Source organism: Candidatus Microbacterium colombiense (assembly GCA_029203165.1).
GTDB classification, from domain to species: domain Bacteria; phylum Actinomycetota; class Actinomycetes; order Actinomycetales; family Microbacteriaceae; genus Microbacterium; species Microbacterium colombiense.
This window is the reverse complement of record CP119308.1, coordinates 2,139,884-2,163,298: the sequence shown is the minus strand read 5'-3', so window position 1 is coordinate 2,163,298 and position 23,415 is coordinate 2,139,884. Positions and strand designations below refer to the sequence as shown.

The window sequence follows — 23,415 nt, the reverse complement described above, 5'->3', positions numbered from 1 at the left end:
CCCATTCTCACATCGACGAATAGGCGACGATGCCACGACGGACGCCGTCGAGAGCCGTGCGGGCCGTGCGGGCGAGGTCGCCGTCTTCGGCGACGATCGACAGCTGGTCGAGCAGATCGATGGTCTGCTTCGTCCACCGCACGAAATCACCAGCCGACATGTCGGCATCGACCAGCACCCGATCGAGCATCCCGCCGCGTGCCCAGGTGTGCATCGCGCCCGCGAGTCCCGCCGCGAGCGGCTCCGTCCCGGGGAGGTGATGATCCTTCTCCAGATCATCCAGCTGCGCCCACAGGGTCGTCGTCTTCTCATACGCGGCGCGGAACGCGCCCCGTGGCAGGCCCCGCTCCCCCGCATTCGCCTCATCGCGGCGCGGTTCGTAGACGAGGCAACAGGCCATCGCTGCGAGAGAGGGCGCGTCCAAGCCCTTCCAGAGGTTCTGGCGCAGCGACTCGGCGACCAGCAGATCGCGATCTCCGTAGATGCGACGCATGGTGCGACCCGACTCGGTGAGGGTCGTCTCCCCGGCGTCATCGTGCAGATAGTCGAGTGTCTCGAGGACCTCGACCACTCGATCGAACACGCGGGCGACGGTTCCGGTGCGCGTCTCGATCTGACGACGGGTGCGATCCGTCTGCCTCTTGAGCTTCCAGTAGCGCTCCGCCCACCGCGAATGAGACTCCCGATCGGGGCACCGGTGGCAGGGGTGGCGCTGCATTGCGGTGCGCAACGACTGGATGCGCTTCATCCGCTTCTCACGCGAGGAGCGCGGCGCCTGCGAATCCTGCTTGTTCTTCTTCTCGAGGTCGCTGAGTTCTCGGCGGATGGCCGAGTACTCCGGGAAGTCGCCGTGTTCGCAGGCCATCGACTTCTGATAGCCGGCGAGTGATCCCTCGGCTTCCCGGACCTGCCGGGCCAGGCCGACCACGGACCGGTCCGCCTGGAACTGGGCGAAGGACGACTCGAGGATCTGACGTGCCCGAGGCTTGCCGAACAGGTCGATCAGGTTCACAGCCATGTTGTACGTGGGGCGGAAGCTCGAGTTCAACGGGTAGGTGCGGCGCGACGCGAGTGCGGCGACGGCCTGAGGGTCCATCCCCTCCGTCCACTGCACGACGGCGTGTCCTTCGACATCGATACCGCGGCGTCCGGCACGACCGGTCAACTGGGTGTACTCCCCCGAGGTGATCGCGACCCGCGCCTCACCGTTGAACTTCTCCATCTTCTCGAGCACCACGGTGCGCGCCGGCATGTTGATTCCGAGAGCGAGCGTCTCGGTCGCGAACACCGCCTTCACGAGCTTTCGGCGGAAGAGCTCCTCGACGACCTCCTTGAATGCGGGCAGAAGCCCGGCGTGGTGGGCCGCCACACCGCGTTCGAGATTGTCGAGCCAGTCCCAGTAGCCGAGCACACCGAGATCCTCCTCCTGCAGAGTACGGGTGCGTTCCTCCACGAGAGCGCGGATCTCCGCTCGCTCCTCGGGGGTCGTCAGGCGGATGCCGGAACGCCGCACCTGCTGCACGGCGGCGTCGCACCCCACACGACTGAAGATGAAGAAGATCGCAGGGAGGAGGTTCGCCCGTTCGAGCAGCTTGACGACATCCGGCCGATCCATCCGTTCGATCTTGCGCACATTCGCCGAGCGGACGGGCCGCCGACCACCGCGCTCGGGGCGCTTCGCCTGGCGCCCGGCATGACGATCGCTGACGTAGGACTGCGCCCGGCGGTTGTTGTCGTAGTTGGACCCGGTGAACGAGCGGATGCGCATCAGTTCCTGATTTACTTGCGCGGTGGCGATCCCCGCCCTGTCATCGAAGAGCGGGAGCAGATCGTCTCGCACCAGCACGTGCTGTTCGAGTGGCACCGGTCGGATCTCGGAGACGACGACCTCGGTGTCGCCGCGCACCGTGTCGAGCCAGTCTCCGAACTCCTCGGCGTTCGACACCGTCGCGCTCAGCGACACCAGCCGCACGTGCTGCGGCAGATGGATCATGACCTCTTCCCACACGGCGCCCCGGAAGCGGTCGGCGAGATAATGCACCTCGTCCATGACCACGTAACGCAGATCGCGCAGTGCGGCGGAGTCGGCATAGATCATGTTCCGCAGCACCTCGGTCGTCATGACCACGATGCGCGCATTGCCGTTGATGTTGGTGTCGCCGGTCAGGAGGCCGACCTGGTCGGCCCCGTACACCTCGACGAGCTCACGGAACTTCTGGTTGGACAGCGCCTTCATCGGCGTCGTGTAGAACGCCTTGTGATTCGGGGTCTGCATCGCGAGATGGATCGCGAACTCCCCGACGATCGTCTTCCCGGCGCCGGTGGGAGCGGCGACGAGCACGCTGCGGCCTCGTTCCAGAGCGTGACACCCGGCAACCTGGAAGGGGTCGAGATCGAACTTCTGACGCGCAGCGAAGGCGGCGGTCTCCGGGTGGTCGGCTGCGGCACTCGCCGCCGCGTATCGCTCGGACGGTGAACTCATGCGGAGTCCGGCAGCAGTCCGCTCGCAGCGGCACGCTTGCTTCTGCGCCGGTCGAAGATGAGCGACAGACCCGCGGCCGCGAAGAACAGGACGATCAGGATGCCGGCGAGCATCAGCATGCTGATCACGTCAGCGGCGGGTGTCGCGAGTGCGGCGAAGACCGTCGCGACGAGGACGGCGATGCGCCACCCCTTGATGATCGCTCGTCCCGACATGACCCCGGCGAAGTTGAGGGCGACCAGCAGCACCGGAAGCACGAACGCGATGCCGATCACGAGCATCAGCTTGAAGATGAAGTCGTAGTACTCCTGGGCCTGGAAGAGGTTCTTCGCACCTTCGGGAGTGAAACCGGCCATCAACTCGATGATGTGAGGCTGGATCATGATGCCGATGTAGCAACCGGCGAAGAACAACGGCACGGCCGCGGCTATGAAGCCGACCGTGTAGCGTGATCTCCTTGCGGGTGAGCCCCGGCATGATGAATGCCCAGATCTGCCAGAGCCACACCGGTGCGGAGATGAACAGGCCGATCGAGAACGCGATGCGCATGCGCATGTCGAAGGGACCGGTGATGGTCGAGTACACCAGCGCCGTCATGTCCTCGCCGCGCGCTTCGGCGATCTCGTTGATCGGCTTCGTGATGAACGTGATGATCGGGTCAGTGATCAGGAAGGCGATCACCATGCCGACGACGAGCGCCAGCGCGGCATACATCAACCTCTTGCGCAGTTCGACGAGATGCGCGCCGAGGGACATCCGACGATCCCGATCCGGCTTCGCCTTCCGTGTCGGCTCGATGGCTACCACGGGCGGTCAGGTGCGAGGCGGAGTCTCAGGGTCGGTGCCCGAGTCCTTCACCGTGGTGGGCTCGACAGCGGTGGAGTCGGCGCGATCCGCGTCTTCCTCCTTCATCGCCTTCATCTCTCCCTTGAAGACGCGAGCGGACTGGCCCATGCTCTTCGCGAGCGCCGGCAGCTTCGCAGCGCCGAACAGAAGAAGGATCACGGCGAGCACGATCAGAAGGTGCCAGCCTTGGAGTCCAGCCATGATGAGAATCCCGTCGTCGGTGGGCGATTCCGTCCAGTCTACAGATCAATCCTCGGAATCGGGCCGGTGGTAGAGCGCAAGTCCGGAGGCCGCCCACTCCCGCGCAGCCGTTCGCGCGACAGCAGGTTCGAGCACCTCCATCCCGCCGCCGAAGCGAGCTGCGAGGCGCTTGATCCCACGGGGATCCGCCAGATGAAGGAGCGCGGTCACGAACCCTCGGTTCGTCTCCACGCTCGCCTCGGGAAGGAAAGCGCCGAGCAAGGGCGCGAGTCGTTCGGGAAGTCGCACCACCGCTTCCCGCTCATCGGAGAGACTGGCGAAGGCCTCGGGCACATGGTCGCCGCCATGAGTGATCTCGATGTCGGTGATCCGCGGATCGCTGACCCGATCGAGATGGAATGTGCGCATGGCCTGGCGCAGATGGCACCACCCCTGCAGGTACCACTGCGCGTTCGTGATGAGGATCTGTACCGGGTCGACGGTTCGTGTCGTGGGTTCCGCGTCGGGCGCCTGATAGGTGAAGGAGACCGCACGGCCCTCCTGCACCCCGCGAGCGACGACCTCACGGACGGCATCCACCGCGCTCGGCGCGACGACGACATCCGCGGGCGCATCAGCCGCGCCGCGGGAGAGTTTGGAGATCAGACCGGCGACGAGTCCGGAGTCGGACACGGCGGGCACGGCGGCCACCATCTGCAGTCCCGCGAGCAATGCGGCCGCTTCCCGCGCTGTGAAACGCGGCACGCGACGCAGCGCGACGTCGTTCGTGATCTCGATGACGTCTTCCTGGTCGAGGAGATCCCAGTTGATGTCGAACATCTCCTGGGGCTGCTGCCAGTAGCCGGATTCTCCCGGGAGACCGATGACGGTGAGCTTCTCGACCATGGCCCGCATCTCACGCGTCGACACGCCGAAGTCTTCAGCTGCCTCAGCGAGGGACACCTGACCGTGTTCGAGGAGATACGGGACGAGGGTGAGATAGAGGCGGACGCGCTCGGCCGCGAGCAGAGGTTTCGCCTGCGCCATCATCGAGCACTCCCCTGTTCGCCATGCGCCTCGACGACGGCACGCAGGCGCGCGATGACCGCATCTCGCAACGTGCTCGGCTCCACCACGCGGACCTCCGGTCCATACGATGCGATCTCATCCGCGAGGATGTGGAGGTCGACGAAGGGGACACGGATGCCCTGTGCGGCGGGCATCGCGCGGCGTCCCAATCGCAGGGCCGCTTCCGTTCCCGGGGTGATCTCGAGCAGAGCGGAGTTCTGTGCCGCGACCCGTTCCAGTCCGAGCAACGCCCGCTCCCCGGCGCCGTCGCGCAAGGAGGCGTCGAATCCGGTCGATGAGGTGTTCACGTCGCCGACGATGCGTCCGAGGAGGAACGTGCGATCCTCGTCGACGTCGACATCGATACCGAACACATGCCAGCGGGCTTCGTAGTCGACGAGCGCCAGCGGGCGGACGGTGCGACGTCGAGGTGCGTCCTCCCCGGGTTTGAGATAGTCGAACGTCACCACGCGGCTCTTCTCGATCGCCGCCTGCAGGGGCGTGAAGGCGGCATCCTGAGCGGTGATGCGTGGCGCGAACCCGATGATCGGCTCGTCGCCGTCGATGCCGAGGGCGCGGATCTTTCGGACGCCGGACTGCGCGTCTCCCGATGCGGACTCGGCGCTCCACACGCTTCCGGCGAGTCGGAGCACGGCCAGCTCGGTCGCCGTGAAGTCGATATCGCTCGGGAGATCGTATTCCGCCTGCGGAATGCGATAACGCGCCTCGCGGAGGTCGTTCGGATCGGCAGCGTCGCCGATGGTCTCGATCGGAACCCCGAGTGAACGAAGCTCTTCCTTGTCGCGCTCGAACATCTTCTCCAGCGCGTCCGACCGCGTCCCCGCATGCGCACGTTGGCGATATCCGGAGACATTGTCGAGGATCTGCTGCTTGGTGAGCCCGATCTCCGTGGCCATCAGCGCCACGACGAGATTCGTCAGGCGCTCCTCCGCGGGAATCCGGGCAGCCATCACTGCGTGGCGGCCGGAACGATGCCGAGGATGTCCACGACCACGGCGATCGCGCCACTGCCCTCAGTTGCGGGGATGACGACGAGGAGCTGGGAACCGACGGTCGCGCCGACCAATTCCTTCGCCGCGGCGCCCATGCTCGCGGTCGACCCCCAGGTGTTCCCTGATCCGACCTTCTTCGTGTCCCAGTCGACCGACATGATGTTCGTGACGATCACATCGCCCTGCTTCACTGCGGCGCCATCACCCTTGATCAGCGTCTGGGTCACGGACTTCTTCGGCGCAGCACCGTCGGGAATGATGATTCCCGGTGTCCCGTCGACGGCGCGCACCACGGTGGGCAACCCACGGGCGTCATTGAACTGCAGCGCACCCGAGGCGCGCGTGGGGTAGACATCGAGCACGTCGATCACAGCGACGACATTCTCGTCCTTCGCGAGACCGAAGCCCTCCGCATTCTGCGCCCCGAAGTCTTCCTGGGTCATCACCGCGAGCACACGGCTTCCGCCGGTTGCACACTCGAGCACGTCTCCCAGACCGGGCGACTTCTGCGCCCAGAAGTCGATGTTGTTGACGCGGCTGAGATCGCCGTTGAACTCCGAGGCGTAGAGCTTGTCGCCGCTCTTTCCACCGTAGAAGGCGATGTCGAGCACGAGCGGCTGGAAGTCGGAGGTGAGGGCGAGGCCGTCACCGACGGTGACATCGGCGAACGAGGTCTTCTCGACGTTGACCGGAGCGAACACCTCGACCTTCGGAGCGGATCCGAGGTCGCCCGTCACGGTCGCGGCGCTCAGCACGCTGTCTCCGCCGGCCGCACGATCGCACGCGGCGCCGTCGAACGACGGTGCTGTGGTGCACCCGGTCAGGGCGAGGACGGCGAGGCTGAGGGTGGCCAGAACGGCGGACGTTTTACGCACGCGTTCCAGTCTATTCCGTCGGCTGGTCCGATTCGCGCGATGTCGCCGCCAGGCGCGCCCCCTCGGCAGCCTTGGCCGCGTCCCTCGCTCGCTTGCGCAGGTTCTTGTCGTTGATCTCGCGGTCGCCCACGGCGCCCGGAGTCCACTGCTCGACGTCGTCGTCGCCGTAGCTGCTCTTCGACGCGCGCCGCTTCACCGACGGCGCGATCGCTCCGGGGGCGAGTCGACGCGCGGTGATGAGGAAGCCGGTGTGCGCGACCATCCGGTGGTCCGGGCGGACGGCGAGTCCCTCGACGTGCCAGCCGCGCACCATCGTCTCCGAGGCATCGGGCTCGGTGAAAAGCCCCGTGGCGCGGATGTACTCGGCGACTCGGGACAGCTGCGTGGCGGTCGCGACGTAGCAGAGCACGACTCCGCCCGGAGTGAGGGCGTCGGCCACGACGTCGATGCACTCCCACGGAGCGAGCATGTCCAGGACGACGCGGTCGACGCTCCCGGCCTCGGCCTCGCTCGGCAGAGCCTCCAGCAGGTCGCCGACGACGACCCGCCACGTGTCGGGCGTCCCACCGAAGAAGGTCTCCACGTTGCCGCGTGCCACATCGGCGAATTCTTCGCGCCGCTCGAACGACACCAACTTCCCCGCGGTGCCGATCGCCCGCAGCAGAGACAGCGAGAGAGCTCCGGAGCCGACGCCCGCCTCGACGACCGTCGCGCCGGGGAAGATGTCGGCCTGCATCACGATCTGCGCGGCATCCTTGGGGTAGATGATCGCCGCCCCCCGCGGCATCGACATCGCGAAGTCGCGCAGCAGGGGCCGCAGGGCGAGGTACTCGTGACCCGAGCTGTTCGCCAACACCGAGCCGTCGGGCAGGCCGATCAGGTCGCGATGGCGGAGCACACCCTGATGCGTGTGCAACTCTCCGTCCTCACGGAGGGTGACGGTGTGCAACCGGCCCTTCGGGCCCGTGAGCTGCACGCGGTCCCCCGCTCGGAACGGCCCGCTCGGTCGCTGCGCTCGGTTGTCGGTCATCGGGTGGCTCCCGTCGGGGCGTTCAGGCGGTTGAAGAGGTCGATGAGATCGGCCGCGCTGCGTCCTTCCAGCGTGGGCCAGAGCTCGTGCGCACCCACCTCCTCGAGCGAGACGATGTGGGGGACGCCGAGCGTGACGGCCCCGGAGGCGATGCCGGCGCGGAGCCCGGTCGGAGAGTCCTCGATGACGATCGCCTCGGTGATGTCGATGTCGAGCAGCGCGGCGGCCTGGAGGTACGGCTCGGGGTGCGGTTTCGGGTTCTCGACGTCATCTCCTGCGACGACGAGTTCGAAAGCGTCGAAGTCGATCAGCTCGACCACGCCGAGGGCCATGCGACGCAGCGACATGGTGACCAGGGCGGTGGGGATTCCCGCCGCTTTGAGGTCGCTCAGCAACTCGCGCGCTCCCGGGCGGAAGGGCACGCCCTGTGTGCGCAACGACTCCTGCACGGCATCGGTCAGAAGCGAGATGATGGCGTCGGCCTCCATCGCGACACCGGCGTTCTGCAGGATGATCGCGCTGTCGATGAGGCCGTTGCCGACGAGCTGGAGCGCATCCTCGTGACTCCAGGTGCCGCCGAACGACTCCACCAGGGCCGTCTCCGCCGCCATCCAATACGGCTCGGTGTCGACGAGTGTTCCATCCATGTCCCAAAGGACCGCGCGGGGCTGTCTGCTCACTGAACCCATGCTAGCCGTGGGCGCCGCCCACTTCCTGTCCGCGCGGACTAGCCTGGAAGGATACCCACGTCACCGACCTCGGAGGGAGTCCCGGATGGATGTTCTCGGTTCGCGCATCGTCATCGTCGCCTTCGACGGCTGGAATGATGCCGGCGAGGGTGCGAGCGGCGCCGTGGAGGCGCTGCGGGCGGGGACCGATTACGACCTGGTGCACTCGGTCGATCCCGAGCTCTACTTCGACTACCAGTACACGCGTCCGTCGACCCAGGTGGACGCCGAGGGTCGTCGTCAGGTCAAGTGGCCCGAGGCGGCGCTGTGGCGCCCGCGTGATCCCGGCCCCGGACCGGAGTTCTGGCTTCTCACCGGCGTTGAGCCCGCGCGGACATGGCAGGCCTTCGCCGCGGAGTTCATCGATGTGGCGCTTCGGGACGACGTCACCGGCTTCGTCACTCTCGGGGCGATGCTCTCGGATGTGCCGCACACCCGGCCCATCTCGATCTTCGCGTCGAGCCAGAACGAACAGGTGCGCGAGGTTCACGGACTGGATCGTTCGCTCTACGAGGGCCCCGTCGGCATCCTCAGCGTGGTCGAGCATTTCGCGGAGAACGCCGGCATCCCCACCGCCAGCCTCTGGGCGAGCGTGCCCCATTATGTCGCCTCGGCCACCCCGTCGCCGAAGGTCACGCTCGCGCTGCTCGACCGGCTCGAGGAGCTCACCGGCGTCGACGTGCCCCGCGATCACCTGCGCACCGAAGCGGCCGCCTGGGAGGCGTCCATCGATGCTGCTGCGGCGGACGACGAGGACATGGCCGAGTACATCCGTCAGCTGGAGCGCACGCGCGATACCTGGGACTCCCCCGAGGCGTCGGGCGATGCGATCGCCCAGGCGTTCGAGCGTTATCTTCGCCGACGCGACGACGGCCCCGGCGACCGCAAGCGGTGACCGGGGCGGCTGCTCGCCTCACGCGGCGATGACGCCCGTTCCGAGCAGGATGAGCATCGTCGTGCCCAGCAGGATGCGGTAGATCACGAACGGCAGGAAGCTGCGCTTCGAGATCCAGTTCATGAAGAACGCGATGACACCGAGCGCCACGACGAAGGCGATCCCCGTGGCGGCCAGGGTGTCGCCGAAGGAGAAGAACGACGGCTCGTCCCAGCTCTTGTAGACCTGGTAGAAGCCGCTGCCGAACACGGCGGGGATGGCGAGCAGGAAGGCGTACCGTGCAGCGGCCGCGCGTTCGTAACCGAGGAAGAGCCCCATCGTGATGGTGCCGCCCGAGCGCGAGACCCCGGGGATCAGGGCGAGAGCCTGAGCGAATCCGTAGGCGATGCCGTGAGGGTACGTCAGCTGGTCCAGCCTGCGCTTCTTCGCGCCCACGTAGTCGGCGATGCCCAGCAGGATGCCGAAGACGATGAGCATGATCGCGACGATCCACAGCGAGCGCAGGACGCTCTCGATCTGATCCTGGAAGAGCAGTCCGAGCAGCACGATCGGGATGCTGCCGATGATGATGAGCCATCCCATCCGCGCATCCGGGTCGTTGCGAGGCACGCGACCGGTGAGAGAGCGGAACCACTGCCCGACGATTCGCACGATGTCGCGCCAGAAGAACACGACGACCGCTGCCTCGGTGCCGATCTGCGTGATCGCAGTGAACGCGGCGCCAGGGTCCTCCCCCGACGGCAGGAACGTGCCGATGATGCGCAGGTGTGCGCTGGAGGAGATCGGCAGGAACTCGGTGAGTCCCTGGACGATGCCGAGGATGAGCGCTTCAAGCAGGTGCATGGAGGTGGTGCCTTCTGATTCGAGGACGGCGCGGGAGCAGCGTAGCGGCGCTCAGAACGAGAGCAGCAGATCGGTCAGCACCCGCTGGCCGAAGACAAGCGATTCTACGGGTACGCGCTCATCGACTCCGTGGAACATCCCGGTGAAGTCGAGGTCGGCAGGGAGTTTCAGCGGAGCGAACCCGTAGCCGGTGATGCCCAGCACGGCCAGCGCCTTGTTGTCGGTGCCAGCGCCCAGGAGGTACGGGATCACCGGAACCCCAGGGTCGTGCCGGCCGATGCTCGCGACCATCGCCTCGACGAGATCGCCCGCGAACGGCGTCTCCATGCCGATGTCGCGCACGACGGTCTCGATCAGGATGTCGTCGCCGACGATGCGCTGCAGCTCCGCCAGCACGTCGTCCTCCGTGCCGGGAATCACCCGCACGTCGATGAGTGCCTCCGCACGCTCCGGGATCACATTGTGCTTGTATCCGGCGGTCAGAGCAGTGGGGTTGGCCGTGGTGCGGAAAGAGGAGCGCAGGAAGGCCTCCGCAGGGCCGGCCGCGGCGGCGAGGGCATCCGGATCGTCGGTGCTGCGCCCAGTGAGTGCGCTCAGCCCTTCGAGGAGCGCCTCTGTCGTCGGGGTGAGTCGGATCGGCCAGCGGGTGCGACCGATCGCCGCCACCGCCTCGGCGAGCCGCGTCACGGCGTTGTCTTCGTGGAGGCGGCTCCCGTGTCCTGCCCGTCCCTTGGCGACCAGCCGGATCCAGATCAGCGCCTTCTCCCCCACCTGCAGCAGGTACGCGCGACGGTCGTCGACCGTGATCGAGTACCCGCCGACCTCGCTGATCGCGGCGCCCGCATCGGCGAACCACTCGGGGCGATCGCGGACGACCAGCGCGGAACCCTCGACGCCGCCGTTCTCCTCGTCGGCGAAGAAGGCGAGTACGAGGTCGCGTTCGGGCTGCTCACCCGCCCGGATGATGTCCGCCACGGAGGTCAGGATCATCGCATTCATGTTCTTCATGTCGACCGCACCGCGGCCCCACAGCATGCCGTCGCGCACGTCGCCGGCGAAGGGATCGACGCTCCAGTCCTCTGCCATCGCGGGAACGACGTCGAGGTGCCCGTGCACCACGAGGGCGGGCTTCGAACGATCGCGGCCCACGACCCGTGCCATCACGTTCGTGCGGCGCGGCACCGGCTCGTAGTACTCGACCTCGAGACCGAGCGCTTCGAGGTAGGCGCCGACGTATTCCGCGGCCTCGCGCTCGCCTTTCGCATTGCCGCCTCCGAAGTTCGACGTGTCGAAACGGATCAGGTCACGCGCGACGCGCACGACCTCGGGAAGCGGCTCATCGATCATGTCTCCAGGCTACCGAAAACGCGTGCCACGCCCGGGCGTACGGCTCGGTTCGAGAGGCCGTGGAGAACGTGATAGTGTCATTCTTCGGTCGGCAACGATCATCCAAAACCTGCGCGGGTGGCGGAATGGTAGACGCGCTACGTTGAGGTCGTAGTGCCCGTAAGGGCGTGGGGGTTCAAGTCCCCCTCCGCGCACAGAGAAGAAGAAGGCTCCCGAAAGGGGGCCTTCTTCTGGTTGAGGCCGGATCGCTTCCCACCATGCTTCTTCCCACCACGGAACGCGAAGACATATCCCCGCTGCAGCAGGAAGCCGCAGACGTAGGCACCGCTGTCCGCGAGCAGTTTCGCGAACACGATCGGAACGCCCCCGGCGACGAGCAGGGACATCGATGTGTACGCTCCGGCAAGCAGCACGATCGCGAGGCCTGCATAGCGGACGGCCTGACGCCGCGGACTGAGGCCACGGTTGCGCGAGAACACGAACGCCCGGTTGAGGGCGAAGTTCACGGCAGCGCTCACCAGGCGCGCCCCGACGGCGGACACCAACAGCTCCCCGGAGAGTGCGTACAGCACAGCGAGCGCGGCGACATCCAGAACGAACGACGCGAGCGACACCAGCACGTAGCGCAGCATCGGACGAAGGACCGCGAGCGAATCCCGCACCGGGCGAAAATGAGAGGAGGCGTTCTCGTCGAGGTAGACCGTCGCGATCGGGACTTCACGGATGGGAATGGCACGCCGCGTGAAGTCGATCAGCACGTTCATCTCCCACGCGAACCGCCTGCATCGGAGACGCGTGCAACGACATGCCGGATACGCCGGCCCGGTGCGGATGCCCCTGCCCCGAGACGGGTGGAAACGATTCCTGAGCCGAAGGAGTGGCTCAACGTAAAGGCAGCGTCGGTGCTGATCGGCAAGAGCACACGCGCAATCTACGAGTGGGTCGAGGACGATCGTCTGGCCACGCGGCTCGACGCGCAGGGCAGGATGACCGCGCTCAGGAAGGTACTCGTCAGGATCGAAGCGACCATCCCGCGCGGCCGTCCAAGGGGGAAGTCGACACGCAGGTGAGGTACCGACATAGGACTCCATCTGCTCGTCACGCATAACAACGTGGGCATTTTGTCGCAACGGTTGATTTATCCGCGGACGCCGAGCTAGTGTGCCAAAGCGAGGCATGACGAAACCGGAGAAAGAATGAGAATTCGACACACCATCGGGGCTATCGGGGTCGCAGCTGTGCTGCTCAGCGGCGGAACGCCGGCATACGCCAGCGCGGATCAATCACCGCCACCGCCCCCACGCAAGAGGAGATCACAGCCCAGATCGCTGAGATCGAGTCCCCCAGAGTTCGCGAAGCGACAGAGGCTCTCTACGAGGACATTTTGCAAGACGGTCGCGAGATACTCTCTGTTCAGACGGTTGGATTCGCGCCGGCCAAAGGCCAAACCGCAGCGCGCGCGCTGCCGTCGGACTGCGGCATGTCTGTCTTCATCAGCTACGCAGGGAGAGTTGTATACAACGACACGACCACGTCGTACGGGACCAAGTTCACGAGCGTAAAGACGCGCGTTGGCATCAGAGGAGAGAATCCCTTCAACCCGTTCGACCAAAAAACGGTGAGGGATCTCACCTTCAACAACTACAACGGCACTGTCGCCACTCGGGGAACGTCATATGCGTGCATGAACAGCAACCAGACCAAGTGGTGGGCCACCAGCACCGGTGTGTTGGTCCGTGGCGGCGTAACCTACACCACGCCTGCGGTGTACGACGTTACCGCTACCGTGAAGTGCGGGTGGTGACTATGTTGAAGCACACGGTTCGCCGGGCCGGGTTGATCGGGGTGCTCGCGTTGGCGCTAGTCGCGACAAGCGGAGCCAGTATCGCGCCAACGTCCCAGTCCATCTCCGCACAGATCGCGAAGGCAGCCCCGACGGGGGCCGAGGTAGACGTATTCGTGTTCTGCAAACCGGATGGATCGTACTCCTACAACGCCATTGGAAGTGGGTTCGGCCGCGTCGTCCAGTACAACATCCATGCGGTCAGAAGGTCATACTGGGTTGGCGGGGGCAGCACCAGCAGCACTGAAGGCCACGGCCGCCTGTACTCGTCTCGCAGCGGCTACATAACGACTCCCTCGTACTACAGCGGCAAGGACTCGAAGCGTGAATCCGTTTCCGTGAGGGTCGTGATCGGCGGAGTAGGCGGAACGGGCTCGGCGAACTGCGATTGACTGAGACTATGAATGACGAAACGCTCACCTCTTCCCCTAACCATCGGCCGGGCGAGCCCCTGCGGTCTTGGCTTGAGGCGACTCGGGAACGAGAACACAACGCCCGAGCCGTGCTGAGTTTCTCTGAGGCGACGGACGCTGTGCGGAAGCTGATCGCGGGCGAGACTCTCACCTTGGAGGACATGGTCTCGTTCGGACGGCTGAACTCGTTCTGCGTCCTTCAGTGGTACGAACCTCTCGTGGAGCTGATGAGAGAACCGTACATTGATCCGGATGTGGCTGAGCTCTTCGGCCCGCTCGTGAAGAAGGCGTAACTACAGCGCTTCGTCCGAATCCGGGTGAGCGTCCAGCCAATTTCGGCGGGACGCTCACCCGGATCTCTTCTGAATGCGCGAACAAACACACGCAAAAGCCGCAATTGGTGCACGATAGAACGTAGATGGTGGAGCACTCCGCCCAGACGAAAGCCGCGGCCTCAGCTAGAGGCGCGGGGCTTCGCTACGCTCAGTCCGTGAACAATACGTCGAGCTACTGGGCCGCGATCGCTCAGATTATTCCGGTGCTCATGCTGGCGCTCATCGTAGAAGGACGGTTCCTCGCCAGGCAGTTTACCGACAAGGATCGGTTCTCGACCAACGTGGGCGCGCGGGCATCTTACGCGGCAGTCTTCGCGATCAACGCGCTGGCACTGTTCGTTGGGTTCCTCCTCGCCCTCGCCGGGGCTCGAGGCAATGGGCTCAATGAAGTCCTGAGCACGATCGCTGAAGTGTCCCTCTTTCTTGGCGTGATCACGGTGTTCGTTTCACCAGTGATTAGCCTTGCCTCAGCACTCATCGGCGATAAGATCGAGATGCTCCACCGGCGGCTTCCATACTCAGCGTCAGCGCGGGCAGAACGCCGGAAGCGCCGTGCCCGAGACGTAATCGCTGGCATCCGCCGCGAGTACGTCGACATTCGCCTCGTCGCCAGGATGAAAACCTCCCAGGCATACGTCGCCCTATACGAGCGCGAACGAGGTGTAGAGGCCGCGGCGATGTGGAGCGGCCCAGATTTCAACTTCACTGCGTTGGATGATCTGGCGTCGAAGATCGAGTGTGCACTCAAGCGATTGCACGACAAGGTCGCGCGCGCTGAAGCAGACTTTGCGGCAACCGGCGCGGAACTCACAGACGTTGAGATTGAGGAGTTCCGCGCCGCATTGACATACGTGTCGAGTCGGTGAAGTCGCCCTCACCTCGGCGTAGGGTCGATGCCACGAGAGGCGTGGAGCTTGCGCACTCCGTGAGGCATCATGTGAAGTGCGTCAGCGATCTCCTGCCATATAGCCTCCTCGGCGTGGGTGTCGACTTCGGCACGGACAACTCGTCGACGGGTCTTCTGCTCGGCCTGTCGAATGAGAAGCAGATCGACGGTCCGCGGTGATCCCGCTGGTCGTCTCGGTGATGTTCGTCCCGTAGGCGTCGCCCGCGATTGCGGATCGAAGCGCTGTCGCATCGGTGAGTGTGACATTGGTTACCGTCGTGAAGGAGATTTCGGCCTGGTCGGAATCGTACGAGGTACTGGCGATGGTGGCGTTCGTGGTTTGAGGAAGCGGTCCATCGCCCAGGCGGTTCCCCCGCCTGCGCTGAGCAACACGGCGAGGCCGCCGGCGAGGAGGACGCGTCGGCGACGTCGGCGCGATGTGCGGTGGTTCGGTGAGGTGTCCATCCTCCACAGATAGGTGCGCCCGTTGTCCGGGATCTATCGTTCTCCGGTGCCTCCGCACCACACTGCCTCAGCGTTCGCCATGAGAAGCGGCATTCAACACCGGGACATTGCCAGCACATAGAAAGTACATAGTTCGTGAGTGCGGAATGGGAGGGAACCTCACCCCGATCGAAGGATTCCGCCCGTGAACACGCTCGTCATGATCGTCGCCGACCTCGTCGCCATCACGATCCTCGCCCTTGGCATCTACTTCCTCCGGCACCGCCGGCGCGATCTCGTCGTCGCCTTCGTCGGAGTGAACGTCGGAGTGCTGGCGGTGGCCGTCGTCCTCGCCGGCACTTCCGTGGCGCTCGGTCTCGGGCTCGGGCTCTTCGGCGTCCTGTCGATCATCCGTCTGCGTTCGTCCGAGATCTCTCAGCGCGAGGTCGCGTACTACTTCGCCTCGCTGGCACTCGGCCTCATCGCCGGGCTGACCAGCGAGATCTCCGTCATCCCGCTTGCGCTGATGGCGCTCATCATCGTGGCGATGTTCGTCGCGGACCACCCTCGCCTGCTGTCGCGATCGCGCAACCTGACGATGACGGTCGACCGTGCGATCGGCGACGAGGCGGAGCTCGTCCCTCTGCTCGAGCGGCTTCTCGGAGGCAGGGTGTCGCAGGCGACGATCCTCAACCTGGACTTCGTGAACGACACCACTCTCGTGGACGTCCGCTTCCGCGTCGGCGCCCCCGCCGAGGTCGGTTCCGTCTTGTCCGGAGCACGCCGTTGATCTCCCGGCTCGAGCCGATCGGGCTGGAAGAGCTGGTCGCCGAGGCGGCACTGCTCACTCGCGTCGATCGGAAGTACATCATGACTGCCGACGAGGCTGAGGCGGTTCTCGCCGACCTCGCTGAGGGGACCCGCGTGCTCACGATGGGTGGGCTCCAGTCGTTCGCCTACGAATCGCACTACTTCGACTCCGCAGACCTCCTCAGCTTCCGTATGGCCGCACTCGGGCGCCGTCGCCGGTTCAAGCTCCGCACCCGCAGCTACGTCGACACGGAGGATGCCTATCTGGAGCTCAAGACACGCGGTGCACGCAGCACGACCGTGAAGGATCGCATCGCCTACGACTTCGGAGTGCGCGATGCCCTGACGGATGCGGGAAGAGACTATGCCGCGGTCGGCCTGGACGCCCTCGGCATCCCGCGCCTCGAGAGCGGTGATCTGCGCCCCACGCTGGCCACGCGCTATCAGCGAACGACGCTGTTGGCCCCGAACGGCGGAGGACGGGCGACGATCGACGCCGCGCTGTCGTGGGAGCTCGATTCAGGTGCGGCACTGCGCGTGCCCGGCCTCGTCATCATCGAGACGAAGTCGGGCCTGCGCACCGGCGACATCGACCGGTTGCTCTGGAGACGCGGCATCCGCCCGTCGACCATCAGCAAGTACGGCACGGGACTCGCCGCTCTCCGCCCTGACCTCCCCTCCAACAAGTGGTCGCGCGTACTGCGTCGCCGCTTCCGCCCCACCGCGATCGCGGCCTGACCGAAAGAGACCCTCATGCGCACCAAGAAACGTATCCTCCTCGCCGCCACACCGTTCGTGCTGACCGGCGTCGTCCTCGCCGGCTGCACGAGCCTGTCCGGCGGGGCGGATTCATCCACATCGTCCGCTCAGGCGGCGGCATCGACCCAGAGCGTCGACGCCACGCTGACAGCCGAGCAGGTGCTCACTGATAACGCCGACGCCACGACGGTCACCGCCGACGCGGCGGACACGGCAGACGAGACGATCGTGACCCTCAGCGGAGACTCCGCCACGGTGGATGGCGAGGGCGCGACGGTCGAGGGGAACGCGGTGACGATCACCGCCGGAGGAACCTACCACCTCTCCGGCGAACTGAACGGTTCGGTGACGGTCGCCGCTCCCGACGACGCCGTCGTGGCGATCATCCTCGACGGCGTCGACATCTCGAACACCGAGGGATCCGCCCTCGCGATCACGAGCGCCGACGACGTCGCCCTCGTGCTCGCAGAGGGAAGCGTCAACGCACTGTCGGACGCCGGGAGCTACGCCGAGGACGCCGACGTCAATGCGGCGCTCTACAGCGATGCCGACCTGACGATCAGCGGGTCGGGCACCCTCTCCGTCGAAGGCAACGGGAACGACGGCATCACGAGCAAGGACGATCTGCGGATCGTCAGTGGCACGGTCACCGTGACCGCCGCCGATGACGGGCTCCGCGGTAAGGACTCGCTGATCGTCGAGGGCGGAACGGTGACGGTCACGGCCGGAGGCGATGGGCTGGCCAGCGACCAGGACGCGGACGTGACCCAGGGCTACATCTGGGTCTCCGCCGGCCAGATCGAGGTGACGAGTGATGGCGACGGCCTCTCTGCTGCCACCGACGTGGTTGTGACCGGCGGCGAGATCTCGGTGACCAGTGGCGGAGGCGCCTCGCAGGCGCGCTCCGACGACGTCTCGTCCAAGGCGATCAAGGGCGGCGTGTATGTCGTCGTCGAAGGTGGCACGATCACGGCGGATGCGGCTGATGACGCGATCCACTCGAACGGCGCGGTACACCTCAACGACGGCGTCCTGTCGTTGGCATCCGGTGACGACGGCATCCATGCCGATTCGGCGATCGAGATCGATGGCGCAGACACCACGATCACCCGCTCCTACGAAGGCGTCGAGAGCGCCGACATCACCATCGCCGGTGGGTCGCTCGCGGTGACCGCATCCGACGATGGCCTCAATGCATCGTCGGGCAGCGGCGAGAGCATGCAGGACAGCGGCGAGATGATCACGATCTCCGGTGGAGTGACGATCGTCGACGCGGACGGCGACGGGTTCGACTCGAACGGCTCCGCAACCATGACGGGCGGTGAACTGACGATCTGGGGCCCGACGGACAACGGCAACGGGGCGATCGATGTCAACGGCACGTTCGACGTCTCCGGAGGCACACTCCTCGCCGCAGGCAGCGCCGGCATGGCCACCGCTCCCGCGAGCGACTCGGCCCAGGGCTGGGTGTTCGCGACCGTCGACGGCGCGGCCGGCTCTTCGGTCGAGATCGTGTCTGACGGAGAGGTCGTCGCCGAATACACCGCTGCGACCGGATTCTCGACGGTCGTCTACTCGGGCACCGAGATCCTGTCCGGGAGCAGCTACGACGTGATCGTCGACGGATCAGCCACCACTGTCACGGCCGGAGAAGGCGGGACAGGTGGAATGGGACCCGGACAGGGCGGACAGGGTGGAGGGATGCCGAGCGGCGGTCGACTCGGTCAGAGCGAGGACGACGGCTCGTGAGTCGCGGTCACGCCACTCCCACGCCGAAGACGAGCCCCAATACGTAGGTGACCGCTGCGGCGCCGAAGCCGATCGCCAGCTGGCGAAGCGCCCGGCGCAGCGGCGGTCCCCCGGAGAGGATGCCGACCATGGCGCCCGTGCTCAGCAGGGCGATGCCGACGAGGACCAGCGCGACGATCACCGCTGGAGTGCCCTGCAAGCCGAAGATCCACGGCAGCACCGGGATGATCGCTCCGGAGGCGAACAGCAGGAAGCTGGAGATGGCAGCGGTCCAGTCGCTGCCGACGATCTCGTGGTCGTCTCCGCCCTGCGTGCGGACGGGTCCGGTCACGGTGCGACGCACGCCCTCCTGGGCCGCCGTGACGATGCGTCTGGCGCGCTCGAGGGCCTCCGCCTGGTCCATTCCCCGGGCGCGGTAGACGAGGGCGAGCTCGTTCTCGTCGATGTCGAGGTCTCCCGCCGAAGCCGCCGCATCGTCGTTCGCCTCGGTCGCCGCCAGGAGCTCGCGCTGGGAGCGCACCGAGACGAACTCCCCCGCCCCCATCGAGAGCGCACCGGCGAGCAGGCCGGCGATGCCGCTGAAGAGCACGAATCCCGAGCTGACGCCGGTCGCGCCGATGCCGAGGACGAGTGCGAGGTTGCTGACCAGGCCGTCGTTGGCACCGAACACCGCTGCCCGGAAGGAGCCCGAGAGCCGTCGCCGTCCGCGTGCCGCGAGACCGCGGACCACCTCGTAGTGGATCTTCTCGTCGGCGCGCATGGCCGGGGTCGCGTACTGCTCCTCGTCGTACGGCGACCGAGCCTCCGCACTCTGCGCGAGCGCCAGCACGAAGATCGACCCGAACCGCCCCGCCATCCACCCGAGCAGGCGGGAGCGGACGCCCGCCCGCGGCAGACGCTTCGGCTCACCGCCCAGCAGATCGAGCCAGTGCTGTTCGTGGCGTCGCTCCGCCTCGGCGAGACTCAGCAGGATGTGCTGCTCCTCCCCCGTCCGGCGCGCGGCGAGGCGCTGATACACCATGCCCTCGGCACGTTCTTCGACCAGATAGCGTGCCCAACGCCGTCGGTCGGCCGCGGTCGGTTCTGCGACGGCAGGCACTGTCATGATTCCTCCGGAAGTCGCGTGCGCCACGGTTCGGGCACTCGTTACACGCTAGCCGCGGGGCCGCTCCGTGCAGGTGCTCAGCGCCCGATTGCCAGCATTTCGGGGCTCCGAAGCAGTCCGAAGCAGGAGCACTCTGATGCCCGGGGGGCAGCCGCTGTCAGGAGCGCACGCGCTTGCGGAGCACATCGATCCGCGACTGCAACTGGGTGACCGTCGCCTGGGCGACAGAGGGGCCACCGCAGATCCGACGCAACTCCGCGTGCACCGCGCCGTGCGGCTCACCCTTCTGCCGCGCGTACAACCCGACGAGACTGTTCAACAGCTGGCGCTGCTCCTTGAGCGTGCGGTGCAAAGGCGCGGGAAGTGTCGTGGTGTCGGTGGGACCGGCCGTGGCCTCACGCGCCTCGCGCAGTCGCGACTGCCTGCTCTGGCGCTGCATCAGCAGCTCGTGCACATGCTCAGGCTCGAGGAGCCCCGGGAAGCCAATGAACTCCTCTTCCTCCGGGGTTCCGGGTTCGGCGAGCTGCCCGAACTCCTGCCCCTCGAACACCAGCCTGTCGAAGTGCGCGATGGAGGAGAGAGCCTGGTAGCTGAACTCCTGTGTGAGGGCGTCAGAGGCGTCGTCCTCACGGTTCGCGCTCTCCAGCAGGGAGTCCTCGAGACCGTCATCGTCGTTCGACTGGCGGTCCAGCGCGTGGTCGCGCTGCTTGTCCATCTCGTTCGCCAGCCCCATGAGGACCGGCACCTGAGGCAGGAAGACGCTCGCCGCTTCACCGCGTCTCCGGGCGCGCACGAAGCGCCCGATGGCCTGCGCGAAGAACAGCGGCGTCGACGATGAGGTGGCGTACACGCCGACGGCGAGGCGCGGCACATCGACGCCTTCCGACACCATGCGCACGGCGACCATCCATCGCGCATCGTTCGCGCTGAACTTCTCGATCCGCTCGGATGCCGTCGCATCATCGGACAGCACGATCGTCGGCTGCTGGCCCGTGATGCTGTGCAGGATCTTCGCGTAGGCGCGGGCGACCGTCTGATCCGTCGCCAGGACGAGACCTCCGGCGTCGGGGACGTGGTGACGGATCTCCGTGAGGCGACGGTCGGCGGCAGACAGCACTGCCGGCATCCACTCGCCTTCGGGATCGAGCGCGGTGCGCCACGCCTGCGACGTCACATCCTTCGTGTTGTCCTGACCGAGATGCGTCTCGAGCTCGTCACCCGTCGTCGTCCGCCAACGCATCTTGCCGGCGTACATGTGGAACAGCACGGGTCGCACCACGCCATCCGACAGCGCTCTCCCGTAGCCGTAGTTGTAGTCCGTGCGCGAGATACGGGCGCCGGATTCATCGGGGTGGTACTCGACGAACGGGATGGCGGCGGTATCGCTGCGGAACGGTGTTCCGGACATCAGCAGTCGGCGCTTGGCGGGGCCGTAGGCGTCTCGGATCGCATCGCCCCAGCTCAGGGCATCGCCGCCGTGATGCACCTCGTCGAGGATCACGAGTGTCTTCGCATCTTCGGTCAGGTGACGGTGCACCGACGACTTCGCCGCCACCTGCGCGTAGGTCACGACGGCACCGTGATAATGCCGTGCCGGCGCCCAGTCGCTGTTGCGGAACCGAGGATCGAGGCGGATGTGCACGCGGGCGGCCGCATCGGCCCACTGCGTCTTGAGATGCTCGGTCGGTGCGACCACGATGATCCGGTTGACCTCGCCCATGCGCAGGAGCTCGACGGCCAAGGTGAGGGCGAACGTCGTCTTGCCGGCGCCGGGGGTTGCGGCGACGAGGAAGTCACGCTGATCCGCTGCGAAGTACTGCTCGAGGGCCTCCTGCTGCCAGGCGCGCAGCTTGCTCGCGGTTCCCCACGGGGCGCGCTGGGGGAAGGACGGAGAGAGCATCGTGACAACGATAATCGCTGCCGCCGACACCGGCGTCACGCGGCGTCGGATCGGAGCGGCGCGTGCCCCTCGCCGCACCGATGACGACGGGTAGGCTCGGTCTCTGCGCCTCGCTGAACGTCGGGCGCGTCTGTTCGCGAAGGAGAGCGGTATGACCGACCAGGATTCGACACGGACCCCTTACGTGCCCAACGACGCGCCCCATCCCTGGCGCCGATTCGTCGCGATCGGCGACTCGTTCACCGAAGGGATCGGCGACCCCGATCCGGCGCGTCCCGGCAACCATCTCGGCTGGGCCGACCGCGTGGCGGAGGTTCTCGCGCAGGACGTCGACGACTTCGCGTACGCGAACCTCGCCGTGCGTGGCAAGCTCATCGCGCAGATCGTGGCCGACCAGATCGAGCCTGCCGTCGCCTTGCATCCCGACCTCGTGTCGATCTGTGCCGGAGGCAACGACGTCATCCGCCCCGGGACCGATCCGGATGCGATCGCGGAGCAGCTGGAGGACGCCGTCACCAGGCTCGCCTCCACGGGCGCGGCGATCCTGCTCTTCACCGGGATCGACACGGCGTTCACCCCGGTGTTCCGCGCCTTCCGGGGCAAGGTCGCGATCTACAACGAGAACGTGCGGGCGATCGCCGAACGCCACGACTGCATCGTCGCCGATCAATGGGCGCTCAAGGTCGTGCAGGACACCCGGTTCTTCGACGACGACCGCCTGCACTACAACGCGCTCGGGCATCACGAGGTGGCACGCATGGCTCTTCGCGCCCTGAACGTGCCGAACACGCTGGAGGCGATGCAGCCGGCACCGATCCCGCAGCAGACATGGCGCGAAGCGCGCGGCGACGACCTGGGGTGGGCGCGTGAGCATCTGATGCCCTGGGTGCTGCGTCGCCTGCGTCACCAGTCGTCGGGCGACAACCTCGTGGCGAAGCGACCTGAGCCCTCCCCGATCATCCTGAGCGAACGCGACTGACGCGTACTCAGGTCGTGAGTGCCCACAGCGCGACCGCGGCCGCAGAGGCGACATTGAGCGAGTCGACCCCGCCCGACATCGGGATCGTCACGACGGTGTCCGCAGCGTCGAGCGCCGTGCGGGAGAGACCATCCCCCTCCGACCCCATGACGAGTGCCACGCGCTCGGGGCGATCGGCGACGTAGGCGTCGAGCGTCACCCCGTCGTCGCGCAACGCCAGCGCGGCGATGTCGAAGCCGGCAGCATGGAGATCGACCACCGCGGACTCCCAGTCCGTGATGCGGGTCCACGGCACCTGGAACACCGTGCCCATGCTCACGCGCACGCTGCGACGGTAGAGCGGATCCGCCCCGCCCGGAGAGACCAGCACGGCGTCGGCGCCAAGACCCGCGGCCGCACGGAACGCGGCTCCGACATTGGTGTGGTCGCCGATGTTCTCGAGGATGAGCACGACGGAGGCGCCGTCGAGCACCTCGCGCACGCTCGGCAATGCGGGCCGGTGCATCGATGCGATCGTGCCGCGGTGCACGGCGAAGCCGGTCACCGTCTCGGCGACGTCATCGGGGACGACGTACACCGGCACGTCGAACGCTCCGACGATCGCGCGGATGTCGTCGACCCGACGCTCCTGCACGAGGACCGAGCGCGGTCGGTGGCCCGAGGCGACCGCGCGCGCGATGACCTTCGTCGACTCGGCGATGTACAGCCCACCGGCCGGTTCCGACAGTGCGCGCAGAGCCGTGTCGGTGAGTCCTCGGTAGTCGTCCAGGCGCGGATCATCCGCGGAGTCGATGGGTAGGAGTTCCATAGACGTCAACTCTCGCATGCTGTGGGCCTACCGCACGGCGTCGCTCGTCGGCTCCCCGGGCATCCGCGGCACCGTAG

At 66.5% G+C, this 23,415-nt stretch carries 20 protein-coding genes, 1 tRNA gene and 1 pseudogene; 9 read left to right on the top strand and 13 right to left on the bottom strand.

Annotated elements, in window-relative coordinates; genetic code table 11:
- Nucleotides 1–7 precede the first annotated feature (7 nt).
- The 8 genes and pseudogenes from P0Y60_10440 to P0Y60_10405 form a co-directional block, all read right to left on the bottom strand.
- Nucleotides 8–2,482, bottom strand: coding sequence for a DEAD/DEAH box helicase (locus P0Y60_10440; protein WEK59785.1), 2,475 nt, complete (start codon nt 2,480–2,482; stop codon nt 8–10).
- A pseudogene (gene tatC, locus P0Y60_10435) lies at nt 2,479–3,238 on the bottom strand (twin-arginine translocase subunit TatC). The gene P0Y60_10440 and the pseudogene tatC overlap by 4 nt, the downstream one beginning before the upstream one ends.
- A 57-nt stretch (nt 3,239–3,295) precedes the next feature.
- Nucleotides 3,296–3,532, bottom strand: coding sequence for a Sec-independent protein translocase subunit TatA (tatA, locus tag P0Y60_10430; protein ID WEK62897.1), 237 nt, complete (start codon nt 3,530–3,532; stop codon nt 3,296–3,298).
- A 42-nt stretch (nt 3,533–3,574) separates the two neighbouring features.
- Nucleotides 3,575–4,558 carry a WYL domain-containing protein gene (locus tag P0Y60_10425; GenBank protein WEK59784.1) on the bottom strand — a complete coding sequence of 328 codons (984 nt, stop codon included), beginning with the start codon at nt 4,556–4,558 and terminating at the stop codon, nt 3,575–3,577.
- Nucleotides 4,555–5,547 (bottom strand): WYL domain-containing protein, encoded by a 993-nt coding sequence (locus tag P0Y60_10420; protein WEK59783.1) that lies wholly within the window; start codon nt 5,545–5,547, stop codon nt 4,555–4,557. The genes P0Y60_10425 and P0Y60_10420 overlap by 4 nt, the downstream gene beginning before the upstream one ends.
- A complete protein-coding gene (locus tag P0Y60_10415) occupies nt 5,547–6,464 on the bottom strand; it encodes a hypothetical protein (protein WEK59782.1) in 918 nt (305 codons plus the stop codon). The genes P0Y60_10420 and P0Y60_10415 overlap by 1 nt, the downstream gene beginning before the upstream one ends.
- A 10-nt stretch (nt 6,465–6,474) precedes the next feature.
- A complete protein-coding gene (locus P0Y60_10410) occupies nt 6,475–7,494 on the bottom strand; it encodes a tRNA (adenine-N1)-methyltransferase (protein WEK59781.1) in 1,020 nt (339 codons plus the stop codon).
- Nucleotides 7,491–8,183: an HAD family phosphatase gene (locus P0Y60_10405; GenBank protein WEK59780.1), complete on the bottom strand. Its 693-nt coding sequence runs from the start codon at nt 8,181–8,183 to the stop codon at nt 7,491–7,493. Before P0Y60_10405 ends, P0Y60_10410 begins: the two co-directional genes overlap by 4 nt.
- 85 nt (nt 8,184–8,268) lie before the next feature.
- On the opposite strand from P0Y60_10405, the gene P0Y60_10400 reads away from it, so the two are divergent.
- Nucleotides 8,269–9,117 carry a PAC2 family protein gene (locus P0Y60_10400; protein WEK59779.1) on the top strand — a complete coding sequence of 283 codons (849 nt, stop codon included), beginning with the start codon at nt 8,269–8,271 and terminating at the stop codon, nt 9,115–9,117.
- 18 nt (nt 9,118–9,135) lie between these two features.
- Here P0Y60_10400 and P0Y60_10395 read toward each other — a convergent pair whose 3' ends face one another.
- Nucleotides 9,136–9,960, bottom strand: coding sequence for an undecaprenyl-diphosphate phosphatase (locus P0Y60_10395; GenBank protein WEK59778.1), 825 nt, complete (start codon nt 9,958–9,960; stop codon nt 9,136–9,138).
- A gap of 51 nt (nt 9,961–10,011) precedes the next feature.
- On the bottom strand, nt 10,012–11,307 hold the full coding sequence (locus tag P0Y60_10390; protein WEK59777.1) for a M20/M25/M40 family metallo-hydrolase: 1,296 nt from the start codon (nt 11,305–11,307) through the stop codon (nt 10,012–10,014).
- Between the two features lie 111 nt (nt 11,308–11,418).
- Between P0Y60_10390 and P0Y60_10385 the strand changes: the two genes are divergently transcribed.
- From P0Y60_10385 to P0Y60_10355, 7 genes are all read left to right on the top strand, one after another.
- Nucleotides 11,419–11,501, top strand: a tRNA-Leu gene (locus P0Y60_10385).
- Nucleotides 11,502–11,564: 63 nt separating this feature from the next.
- On the top strand, nt 11,565–12,377 hold the full coding sequence (locus P0Y60_10380) for a hypothetical protein (protein ID WEK59776.1): 813 nt from the start codon (nt 11,565–11,567) through the stop codon (nt 12,375–12,377).
- A 410-nt stretch (nt 12,378–12,787) separates the two neighbouring features.
- Nucleotides 12,788–13,111 carry a hypothetical protein gene (locus P0Y60_10375; GenBank protein ID WEK59775.1) on the top strand — a complete coding sequence of 108 codons (324 nt, stop codon included), beginning with the start codon at nt 12,788–12,790 and terminating at the stop codon, nt 13,109–13,111.
- Between the two features lie 942 nt (nt 13,112–14,053).
- A complete protein-coding gene (locus tag P0Y60_10370) occupies nt 14,054–14,764 on the top strand; it encodes a hypothetical protein (protein WEK59774.1) in 711 nt (236 codons plus the stop codon).
- Between the two features lie 669 nt (nt 14,765–15,433).
- Entirely contained in the window at nt 15,434–16,018 is a 585-nt protein-coding gene (locus tag P0Y60_10365) for a DUF4956 domain-containing protein (protein WEK59773.1), read from the top strand.
- Complete coding sequence (locus P0Y60_10360) at nt 16,015–16,776, top strand: polyphosphate polymerase domain-containing protein (protein WEK59772.1); 762 nt, start codon at nt 16,015–16,017, stop codon at nt 16,774–16,776. The genes P0Y60_10365 and P0Y60_10360 overlap by 4 nt, the downstream gene beginning before the upstream one ends.
- A gap of 15 nt (nt 16,777–16,791) precedes the next feature.
- On the top strand, nt 16,792–18,546 hold the full coding sequence (locus P0Y60_10355; protein ID WEK59771.1) for a carbohydrate-binding domain-containing protein: 1,755 nt from the start codon (nt 16,792–16,794) through the stop codon (nt 18,544–18,546).
- Nucleotides 18,547–18,553: 7 nt separating this feature from the next.
- Here P0Y60_10355 and P0Y60_10350 read toward each other — a convergent pair whose 3' ends face one another.
- Both P0Y60_10350 and P0Y60_10345 read right to left on the bottom strand, forming a co-directional pair.
- The gene (locus P0Y60_10350) at nt 18,554–19,651 is read right to left on the bottom strand and encodes a VIT1/CCC1 family protein (GenBank protein WEK59770.1); all 1,098 of its coding nucleotides are present in this window, start codon (nt 19,649–19,651) and stop codon (nt 18,554–18,556) included.
- 157 nt (nt 19,652–19,808) lie between these two features.
- A complete protein-coding gene (locus tag P0Y60_10345; protein WEK59769.1) occupies nt 19,809–21,551 on the bottom strand; it encodes a DEAD/DEAH box helicase in 1,743 nt (580 codons plus the stop codon).
- Between the two features lie 151 nt (nt 21,552–21,702).
- Between P0Y60_10345 and P0Y60_10340 the strand changes: the two genes are divergently transcribed.
- Nucleotides 21,703–22,530 carry an SGNH/GDSL hydrolase family protein gene (locus P0Y60_10340; protein ID WEK59768.1) on the top strand — a complete coding sequence of 276 codons (828 nt, stop codon included), beginning with the start codon at nt 21,703–21,705 and terminating at the stop codon, nt 22,528–22,530.
- Between the two features lie 7 nt (nt 22,531–22,537).
- On the opposite strand, the gene P0Y60_10335 is transcribed toward P0Y60_10340, so the two are convergent.
- Entirely contained in the window at nt 22,538–23,338 is an 801-nt protein-coding gene (locus P0Y60_10335) for an RNA methyltransferase (protein ID WEK59767.1), read from the bottom strand.
- Between the last annotated feature and the right edge of the window lie 77 nt (nt 23,339–23,415).

Bases quoted from the DNA above. Each gene is read 5' to 3' on its own strand.
- P0Y60_10440 (WEK59785.1), bottom strand. From the start codon at position 2,482: ATGAGTTCACCGTCCGAGCGATACGCGGCGGCGAGTGCCGCAGCCGAC.
- P0Y60_10425 (WEK59784.1), bottom strand. From the start codon at position 4,558: ATGATGGCGCAGGCGAAACCTCTGCTCGCGGCCGAGCGCGTCCGCCTC.
- P0Y60_10420 (WEK59783.1), bottom strand. From the start codon at position 5,547: ATGGCTGCCCGGATTCCCGCGGAGGAGCGCCTGACGAATCTCGTCGTG.
- P0Y60_10410 (WEK59781.1), bottom strand. From the start codon at position 7,494: ATGACCGACAACCGAGCGCAGCGACCGAGCGGGCCGTTCCGAGCGGGG.
- P0Y60_10405 (WEK59780.1), bottom strand. From the start codon at position 8,183: ATGGGTTCAGTGAGCAGACAGCCCCGCGCGGTCCTTTGGGACATGGAT.
- P0Y60_10400 (WEK59779.1), top strand. From the start codon at position 8,269: ATGGATGTTCTCGGTTCGCGCATCGTCATCGTCGCCTTCGACGGCTGG.
- P0Y60_10395 (WEK59778.1), bottom strand. From the start codon at position 9,960: ATGCACCTGCTTGAAGCGCTCATCCTCGGCATCGTCCAGGGACTCACC.
- P0Y60_10390 (WEK59777.1), bottom strand. From the start codon at position 11,307: ATGATCGATGAGCCGCTTCCCGAGGTCGTGCGCGTCGCGCGTGACCTG.
- P0Y60_10380 (WEK59776.1), top strand. From the start codon at position 11,565: ATGCTTCTTCCCACCACGGAACGCGAAGACATATCCCCGCTGCAGCAG.
- P0Y60_10375 (WEK59775.1), top strand. From the start codon at position 12,788: ATGTCTGTCTTCATCAGCTACGCAGGGAGAGTTGTATACAACGACACG.
- P0Y60_10355 (WEK59771.1), top strand. From the start codon at position 16,792: ATGCGCACCAAGAAACGTATCCTCCTCGCCGCCACACCGTTCGTGCTG.
- P0Y60_10350 (WEK59770.1), bottom strand. From the start codon at position 19,651: ATGACAGTGCCTGCCGTCGCAGAACCGACCGCGGCCGACCGACGGCGT.
- P0Y60_10345 (WEK59769.1), bottom strand. From the start codon at position 21,551: ATGCTCTCTCCGTCCTTCCCCCAGCGCGCCCCGTGGGGAACCGCGAGC.
- P0Y60_10340 (WEK59768.1), top strand. From the start codon at position 21,703: ATGACCGACCAGGATTCGACACGGACCCCTTACGTGCCCAACGACGCG.
- P0Y60_10335 (WEK59767.1), bottom strand. From the start codon at position 23,338: ATGGAACTCCTACCCATCGACTCCGCGGATGATCCGCGCCTGGACGAC.